Origin of the sequence: Streptomyces sp. NPDC016640 (assembly GCF_043076215.1) — a bacterium.
In the GTDB taxonomy this organism is placed as follows: domain Bacteria; phylum Actinomycetota; class Actinomycetes; order Streptomycetales; family Streptomycetaceae; genus Streptomyces.
In genome coordinates this window covers 371,190-379,905 of the sequence record NZ_JBIBRG010000005.1, presented here as the reverse complement: position 1 = coordinate 379,905, position 8,716 = coordinate 371,190, and the positions used below count along the sequence as shown (strand labels likewise).

At 75.3% G+C, this 8,716-nt stretch carries 6 protein-coding genes; all 6 read left to right on the top strand.

Going from position 1 to position 8,716, the window contains the following annotated elements; all coding sequences use genetic code 11:
* Nucleotides 1–8: 8 nt before the first annotated feature.
* The 6 genes from ACF07S_RS13785 to ACF07S_RS13760 all read left to right on the top strand — a co-directional run bounded on the left by ACF07S_RS13785 (nt 9) and on the right by ACF07S_RS13760 (nt 8,708).
* The gene (locus ACF07S_RS13785; protein WP_391965333.1) at nt 9–710 is read left to right on the top strand and encodes a thioesterase II family protein; all 702 of its coding nucleotides are present in this window, start codon (nt 9–11) and stop codon (nt 708–710) included.
* A gap of 63 nt (nt 711–773) precedes the next feature.
* The gene (locus tag ACF07S_RS13780) at nt 774–1,598 is read left to right on the top strand and encodes a mycofactocin-coupled SDR family oxidoreductase (protein WP_391965332.1); all 825 of its coding nucleotides are present in this window, start codon (nt 774–776) and stop codon (nt 1,596–1,598) included.
* A gap of 30 nt (nt 1,599–1,628) precedes the next feature.
* Entirely contained in the window at nt 1,629–4,589 is a 2,961-nt protein-coding gene (locus tag ACF07S_RS13775) for a non-ribosomal peptide synthetase (protein WP_391974229.1), read from the top strand.
* 69 nt (nt 4,590–4,658) lie between these two features.
* A complete protein-coding gene (locus tag ACF07S_RS13770; RefSeq protein WP_391974228.1) occupies nt 4,659–6,422 on the top strand; it encodes a non-ribosomal peptide synthetase in 1,764 nt (587 codons plus the stop codon).
* Entirely contained in the window at nt 6,419–7,648 is a 1,230-nt protein-coding gene (locus ACF07S_RS13765; RefSeq protein ID WP_391974227.1) for an NAD(P)/FAD-dependent oxidoreductase, read from the top strand. Before ACF07S_RS13770 ends, ACF07S_RS13765 begins: the two co-directional genes overlap by 4 nt.
* A gap of 235 nt (nt 7,649–7,883) precedes the next feature.
* Nucleotides 7,884–8,708, top strand: a complete 825-nt coding sequence (locus ACF07S_RS13760; protein ID WP_391974226.1) for an alpha/beta fold hydrolase — start codon at nt 7,884–7,886, stop codon at nt 8,706–8,708.
* Nucleotides 8,709–8,716 lie beyond the last annotated feature (8 nt).

Below are 8,716 nucleotides of genomic sequence, written 5' to 3'. Positions count from 1 at the left end.
GAATCACCATGTCGAAGACGGTCGTGCTCTGCGTGCCGTTCGCCGGGGCCGGCGCCTCGGTCTTCCGCCCCTGGGTGCCGCTCGGCCGGGGCCGGTTCGACCTCGCGGCCGTCCAGCTCCCCGGCCGCGAGCAGCGCTTCGCGGAGGAGCCGTACCAGGACGCGGTCGTGGCCGCCGACGGGCTGCTGCCCGAGGTGCTGGAGCGGGTCAGGGGCGCCGGCCCGGTCGTCCTGTTCGGCCACAGCCTGGGCGCGGTGCTGTCGTACGAGATCGCCCACCGGCTGGCCGCGACCGACGGCGTCGAGCTGGCCGCCCTCGTGGTCAGCGGCTCGCCCGGACCGTGGACCCGGCGCGAGAACGGGGCGAGCGGGCTCGGCGACGACGAGTTCCTGGACCGGGTCAAGGAGTTCGCCGGCTACCGGCACGACGCCCTGGAGGACCCGGAGATGCGGGAGCTGCTGCTGCCCACGCTCCGCGCCGACGTGGAGATGCACGAGAGCTACGTGCCCTCCTCCCCGGAGCCGCTGCCCGTGCCGATCGTCTCGGTGCGCGGCACCACCGACACCCTGGTGACCACCGAGCAGGCCATGGAGTGGTCCAAGGCCACCAGCAGGGACTTCCGGTTCGTGGAGGTCGAGGGCGGCCACATGTACCTGGTCGACAACCCCGAAGGCCTGATGGACGTACTCGCGGACGTCTGCCCCGCCTGAACCGGCGCGACGGGCCCGGCGGATCCGTCCACCCCGTTTGCTCACAACGTGTAAGGAGTCTTGGTGCGCCTGCAAGGAAAGACCGTCCTCGTGACGGGAGCCGCGCGCGGTGTCGGCCGCGCCTGCGCGCTGGCGTTCAGCCGGGAGGGCGCCGACCTCGCCCTGCTCGACGTGTGCGGCGACGTCGACGGCGTGCCCTACCCGCTGGGCACCGTCAGCCAGCTGGACCACACCGCGCGGCTCTGCCGTGAGCAGGGCTCCGCCGTGCTCACGGCCGCCGCCGACATCCGCGACGGCGCCGCCCTGCGCCGGGCGGTCGACGAGACGCTCGACCGGTTCGGCGCCATCGACGTCCTCGTCAACAACGCGGGCATCGTCGCGCCGTCGGGCCGCACGACGCACGAGATCACCGAGGACGAGTGGCAGGTGATGATCGACGTCAACCTGTCCGGCGCCTGGCGCATGATCTCGCTGGTCGGCCCGCACATGGTCGCCCGGCGCTCCGGCAGCATCGTCAACGTCGCCTCCACCGCCGGTCTGGTGGGCTACCGCCACTTCGCCGGATACACCGCCTCCAAACACGGCCTGATCGGGCTGACCAGGGCCACCGCCCTGGACTACGCCCCGCTCAAGGTCCGCGTCAACGCCCTGTGCCCGGGATCGATCCGGGACGACAGCGGGGCCGAGGGCCGGATGCTCACCGAGATCGCCAGGTCGCTGGAGCTGCCGGTCGGCGAGCACGAGCAGACCTTCGTCCAGTCGCAGCCGATGAACGCGCTGATCGAGCCGGAGGACGTGGCGGGGGCCGCGCTCTACCTGGCCTCCGACGAGTCCCGGCAGGTGACCGGCTCCGTGCTGACCGTCGACGGCGGCTTCACCACCCGCTGAGCCATCACAACCATGCCTAGGGGACCAGTCGTGTCGATCTCTGAACAGGACGCCGCCGCCGTCGCACCGCTCACGCCCGAGCGGCCCGCCGCCCCGGCCGGCGCGGCGTGCCACGCGCTGCGCGTGCGCCTCGCCGCCGCACCGCCGGCGGACGGACCGGACGCGCCGGCCGCGCGGTTCGCCGCCCTGGCCGCCGCGCTGCCGGGGACGGCCGCCACCGGCCCGGCGGCCGCCTCCACCGGCGCCGCACGGCTGTGGACCGAGCGGGTGCCGTGCGGCTCCGACGCGCCCGCCGCCGAGCGGTGGCGGGCCCGCGAACTCGCCCGCCCGCTGCCCGCCCACCGGGACGCCCCGGTACGGGCGGTGCTGCTGCACTACGCCGACGGCGTCACCGACCTGATCGTGGTGGCCCACCGGGCCGCCCTGGACACGGCCGCCCTGCACGCGTTCACCGCCCGGCTGCTGGGGGAGCCGGGCGACTTCGCCTCCACCGCGGACAGGCCCGCGGCCGCCGGGTGCGCGCCCGACGCCGTCCGCCCGCGGGAGCCGTCCGCGCGGCCGGACTGGGGACTCGGCCGGCCGCACGGCCCGGACACCCCCGTGACCCGCGTCCTGCCCCTGCCCGCGGACCATCCGGAGGCGGACGCCGAGAGCTGGGCCACCGCCCTCGGCGTCGTCCTCGCCTGCTACGAGGGCGTCGGCCGGCCCGCGCTCGCGATGCTCCTGCCCGCAACCGGCACGTCCGCCGAGCGGATCACCCCGGTACCGGTCGCGGCGGACGGCGGGCGCACCCTCGGCACCGCAGACAAGGAACTCCGCGACGGCCTCGCCGCCGGTGCGGCGCAGGCCGGGCCGGCGGAGGCCACCGTGGGACTGGTCGTCGCCGACCGGGACCCGGCCGCCGGCCTGCCCGGCGCGGTCCTCGCCGAGTACCGGCCGTTCCAGCTGCCGCCCTTCCCGGTGACCGTCACCGTGGCCCGTGACGCCTCCGGCGCGCGGGTGCTGCGCTGCGAGCACTCCACCCGCACGCTGTCCGCCGGCATCGCCGACCGGCTCCTGCGGCACGTGAGCCGGGCGCACCGCACGCTCGCCGAGGCGCCGGACACCCTCGTCGCCGACGTGCGCCCCTGGGACGAGGAGGACGCCGAGCGCCTGGCCGCGCACCGGCGGTCCGCACCGCTGCCGTCCTTCGCACCGCGGCGGATCGACACCGCGATCGCCGCGGTCGCCGCCGCCCGGCCGGACGCCGTCGCCGTGTGCTTCGAGGACACCCGGCTGACCTACGGCGAACTCGACCGCCGCGCCGACCGGCTCGCGCACGCCCTGCGCGCCCTGGGCGTGTCCGGCCGGGACCGGGTCGGGGTGTGCCTGGAGCGCTCCGCCGAGCTGGTCGTCACCCTGCTCGCGGTCCTCAAGGCGGGCGCCACCTACGTGCCGATGGACCCCGCCCACCCCGAGGACCGGCTGGCCTACACGACCTCCGACGCCGGACTCACCACGGTCCTCACCGACCGCGACGGCTTCCCCGGCGGGGACACGGCCCGGGTCCTGTCCCCGGCCGCGCTCGCGGAGCACGCCCCCGAGGAGTGCGACGGCCCCCCGCCGTCGGACACCGGCGCGGACGACCCCGCGTACGTCATCTACACCTCCGGCTCCACCGGCCGCCCCAAGGGCTGCGTCATCCCGCACGTCAACGTCCTCGGCCTGATGGCCGCCACCACCGACGACTTCGCGCTGGGCGAGGACGACACCTGGACGCTCTTCCACTCCAGCGCGTTCGACTTCTCGGTGTGGGAGATCTGGGGCTGTCTGCTCACCGGGGGCCGGCTGGTCGTCGTGCCCTACTGGGTGTCGCGTTCCCCGGAGGACTTCCACCGGCTGCTGCGCGAGGAACGGGTCACGGTGCTCAGCCAGACCCCGTCGGCCTTCGCCCACCTGGTGGAGGTCGAGCGGGACGGCGCGGACCCCGCCCCGGTACGGCTGGTCGTCTTCGGCGGTGAGGGACTCGACCCGCGGATGCTCCTGCCCTGGTTCGACCGGCACCCGGAGACCGCGTGCCGGGTGGTCAACATGTACGGCATCACCGAGACCACGGTGCACGTGACCGCGCAGACCGTCACCCGGGCCGAGGCGCTCGCCGGGTCCAGGTCGGTCGGGCACGCGCTGCCCGGCTGGTGGCTCCGGGTCGCCGACCCCGAGGGCCGGCCGCTGCCCGCGGGGGTCGCCGGAGAGATCTACGTCGGCGGCGCGGGCGTCGCCGCCCACTACCTGAACCAGCCCGAACTGACCGCGCAGCGGTTCCTGACCGACGCGCGCACCGGCGAGCGGCTGTACCGCAGCGGCGACAAGGGCCGGCTGCTGCCCGACGGCCGGCTGGAGCACCTGGGCCGGCTGGACAGCCAGGTCAAGCTGCGCGGCTTCCGCATCGAACTGGACGAGATCCGCTCGGTGCTGCTGGACGATCCGCGGGTGACCGCGGCGGCCGTGGTGCTCAACCGGGCCGTCCCGGACGACGCGGCGACCGCCCAGCTCGACGCGTACGTGGTGATGGAGGGCGACGACACCGCCTCCGTGCGGCAGCGCGCCGGCCGGTTCCTGCCCGAGTACATGGTGCCGTCGACGGTCACCGCGCTCGAGCGGATGCCGCTCACCACCAACGGCAAGCTCGACACCCGCCGGCTGCCGGCGCCCGCTCCGGCGGCCCTCACCCCCGCCCCCGCCCCTGCCGTCGCCGCCCCCCGCGCCACCCCGTCCGGGCCGGCCGGGACACCCGCCGGTGACACCTTCGAGCAGGTGCTGCTCGACGTCTGGCGGGAGGTGCTCGGCGTGCCGGTCGGTCCTGACGACAACTTCTTCGACCTGGGCGGCAATTCGCTGCTCGCGATGCGCGTGGGCGCGGCCCTGCGCCGGCGCGGCGACCGCACGGTGGCCATGCGCGACCTGTACCTGCGTCCGACGATCCGCCAACTGGCCGCGGGGGACGCCGGGTGAGCCGGGACGACATGGCGGCAGGAGCCGCACGTGAGGCAAGCAGCGCAAGTGACGCAAGAGGAAGACATGATGGCTGAACCGTCCCTCCCCGAACTCTTCCAGGCACAGGTGGCGCGCACCCCGCACGCCGTCGCCGTCCACGACGGCGGCCGGGAGCTGGACTACGCCGGGCTCAACCGCCGGGCGAACCTGCTCGCGCACCATCTGCTGGGCCGCGGCATCGGCCCGGAGGACGTGGTCGGGGTCCGGCTCCCCCGGTCCGCCGACCTGCTGGTGGCCCTGCTCGGCGTGCTCAAGGCCGGTGCGGCCTACGTACCGGTCGACAGCGACTGCCCCGCCGGACGCCTGGCGTACATCGTCGAGGACACCGGCATGGAGCTGCTGCTCGTAGCGGACGACGCGGCGGGGGCCGAGGACGGCCCGCGGCTCCTGCCGGTCCCCGCCGTGGTCGCCGCCGCCGAGGCGGCCGGCGGCCCCGGCCACGACCCCACCGACGCCGACCGGCCGGCCCCGCTCACCGCGCGGAACCTGGCCTACGTCATCTACACCTCCGGCTCCACCGGCCGCCCCAAGGGCGTGACGGTGCAGCACGACACCCTCCTGCGCTACCTGGACTTCGCCTGCGCCGCCTACCCGGGCCTGGCCGAGAGCGCGCTGCTGCACTCCCCGGTGGCGTTCGACCTCACGGTCACCGCGCTGTACGGGCCGCTGCTGCTGGGCGGCCGGGTGCGCGTCGGATCGCTGGACCGCGAGCCGGAGCCCGGTACGGCTCCCGGGCGGCCCGGCTTCGTCAAGGCCACCCCGTCGCACCTGCCGCTGCTGACCGCGCTGCCGAGCAGCCTGTCACCGGCCGGGGAACTGGTCGTCGGCGGCGAGATGCTGATCGGTGACGTCGTCGAGCGGTGGCGGAAGACCCACCCGGGCGCGACCGTGGTCAACGAGTACGGCCCGACCGAGGCGACCGTCGGCTGCTGCGTCTTCTCCATCGGGCCCGACGACCCGGTCGAGCCCGGCGCCACCCCCATCGGCCGCCCGACCCCGGGCACCGGGCTGCACGTCCTGGACGAGCGGCTGAACCCGGTCCCGCCCGGCACCGAGGGCGAGCTGTACATCGCGGGCGGCCAGGTCGCGCGCGGCTACCTGGGCCGGCCCGCGCTGACCGCGGAGCGGTTCGTGGCCGCGCCCGGCGGCGGACGGATGTACCGCACCGGCGACATCGCGCGGATGCGGCCCGACGGACTCCTGGAGTACCTGGGCCGCACGGACGACCAGGTCAAGATCCGCGGCTACCGCATCGAACTCGGCGAGGTCACCTCGGTGGTGGCCGCCCGGCCCGGGGTGCGGCAGGCGGCCGTGATCGCCCGCGAGGACCGCTCGGGCGACCCGTACCTGGCGGGCTACGTGGTCCCCGAGGACGGCGCGGCCCCCGACCCGGCGGAACTGCGCGAGGCCGTCGCCCGCGTGCTGCCCCCCTACATGGTCCCGGCGGCCCTCGTCGTGGTCGGTGAACTGCCCCTGACCTCCAACGGCAAGCTCGACAAGGACGCGCTCCCCGAACCGCCGGCCGAGGCGGCGCCCACCGGCGCCGCGCCCGGGACCGCGGCCGAGGCACGGCTGTGCGCCCTGTTCGCCGAGGTCCTCGGCCTGCCCGCGGCCTACCTCGACGACGACTTCTTCGACCGGGGCGGGAACAGCCTCCGCGCCGCCCGGCTGGCCAACAAGGCCCGCAAGGAGGGCTGGACGTTCGGGCTGCGGGACGTGCTGGAACTGCGCACCCCGCGCGCCCTGGCCGGCCACGCCCCCGACACCGTGGCCGAGGGAGCGGTGTCGTGACCGCCGACCGTGTGGAGTCCCCCGGCCATGTGGTGATCGTCGGCGCCTCGGTCGGCGGCAGCCGCCTCGCGGCGGGGCTGCGGAAGGCCGGCCACACCGGCGGGATCACCCTGGTCGACCCCGACCCGGACGCCCCGTACGACCGTCCGCCCCTGTCCAAGCAGATCCTCGCCGGTGACTGGGACGCCGGACGCGCCTCGCTCGGCGACCCCGCCCAGTGGGACGCCGCCCGCCGTGTCGCCGCCGCCGCCGAACTGGACGCGGCCGGACGCACGTTGCGCCTCGACGACGGCACCCGGCTCGGCTACGACCGGCTGGTGCTGGCCTGCGGTGCCGCCCCCCGCCCGCTGCCCGGCATGCCGCGCCGGGGCGTGCACACGCTGCGCACCCTCGCGGACTGCCACGGCCTGCGGGCCGACCTCGACCGCGTCGGCGGCACCGGCCACGGCCGGCTGGTCGTCGTCGGCGGCGGTTTCATCGGCGCCGAGGTCGCCTCGACGGCCCGCGCCCGCGGCATCGGGGTGACCGTGGTGGAGGCCCTGCCCGCACCGCTGTCCGCACTGCTGGGCGAGGAGGTGGCCGCCGAACTCGCCCTGCTGCACGCCGACAACGGCGTCCGGCTGCTGACCGGCACCTCGGTGGCCTCGCTCGTCGGCGAGCCCTCGGTCACCGGCGTGGCCCTCACCGACGGCCGCGTCCTGCCCGCCGACGCCGTCGTGGTCGGCATCGGCGTCCGCCCGAACACCGGCTGGCTGGCCGGCTCCGGCATCCCGCTGCACGCCGACGGCGGCGTCCTGTGCGACGCGTACGGCGCGGCCGACGCCGCCCGCACGGTGTACGCCCTCGGGGACGTCGCCCGCTGGCGCGACCCGCTCCTGGGGCGGCACGTGCGCGTGGAGCACTGGACCAGCGCCGTGGAACAGGCCGAGGCCGTGGCCCGGAGCATCACCGGGGCGCGACCGGCGCCGTACCGCAACGAGTTCTTCGTCTGGTCCGACCAGTACGGAGGCAAGATCACCCTGCTCGGCCGGCCCGGCCCGGACGACGAGGTCACCGTGGTGCGGGCCGGGGGAGAGCGGCGCCGGTTCGCCGTCGCCTACCGCAACGGTGCGCGCCTGGCCGCCGTACTGACCGTCAACTGGCCGAAGGCCCTGGTGGCGGCCCGGCGGTCGCTGGCGGCGCGGGGCGGGGCGGACGACGTCGTCGCCGCCTGGAAGGATCTGTAGTCGCAGCTTGCTGAAACGGCCCTTTCAACGGGCCATAATTCCTGGATGATTTGAGTGTGCGGCGCGCCGGAAAAGCGTGCCCCCGCAGCGGATTGCATATCGCTGCAAAATCACCGGCCGTCCGTCTGGCGGCCCGGAAACGGTTGTTAGCGTGGCGGAAGTCCGCCGGGCGGAATGAATTCCACTGCCCGGCGACATCCTCCGCTGCCCGCATTTCCTCGGAAAGGGATGTCCGGTGCTTCGACAAGGCGATGCCGAGCCGCTCGTGCTCCGGCAGCGGTCCGCGTCCGGTGAAGCCGGCCGGCGTGCGCTGCTGCTGCACGGCCTCGGCAGCAGCGAGAGCTGCTGGGACGCCTTCGTCGCGCACCGGCCGCCGGACCTGGAACTGTGGACCGCCGGCCTGCCCTGGCGGGCGGGCGGCACCTTCGCGGTGCCCGAGCGGGACGACACCGCCTGGATCACCGAGGCGGTACGGCGGGTCCCCGGCGGTGTGGACGTGGTGATCGCGCACTCCTACGCGTCGGTCCTGCTGCTCACCCTGCTCGCCGAGCTGGCGGCGGCCGGCCGGGATCCGCGCGGGGAACTCGGTGTCCAGGGCGCCGTCCTGGTCTCGCCGTTCCACCGGCAGCGGCCGGAGGACTTCACCTGGGGCGAACTGCCCCGGTTCCTCGACCTGCTGAGGCTCGGCGCGGAGGACGGCATCACGGCCCGGTCGCGCAAGCCGATGGCCGCGGACCTGCGGGCCGAGATGGCCGAACGCTCCTGCGAACTGCTCGGCCCGCACTGGGTGGTCCGCTACCTGCACGCCTATCTGCGCACCCCCTTCCTGCCCGTCCACCTGGTGGACCTGCCCGTCCACGTCGTCATCGGCGACCGGGACCCGATCGCGCCACCGGCCGAGGGCACGGACCTCGCGGCCCGGCTCGGCAACGCCTCGATCGACCGCATCGACGGCTGCGCGCACACACCGATGGCCGAGCGCCCAGAGCTCTTCTCGCTCGCTGTCCAGCAATTCCTCACCACGTTGCCGGCGGGGCGCCCCCCGGCGGCGGTCAACTGAGTACGGGA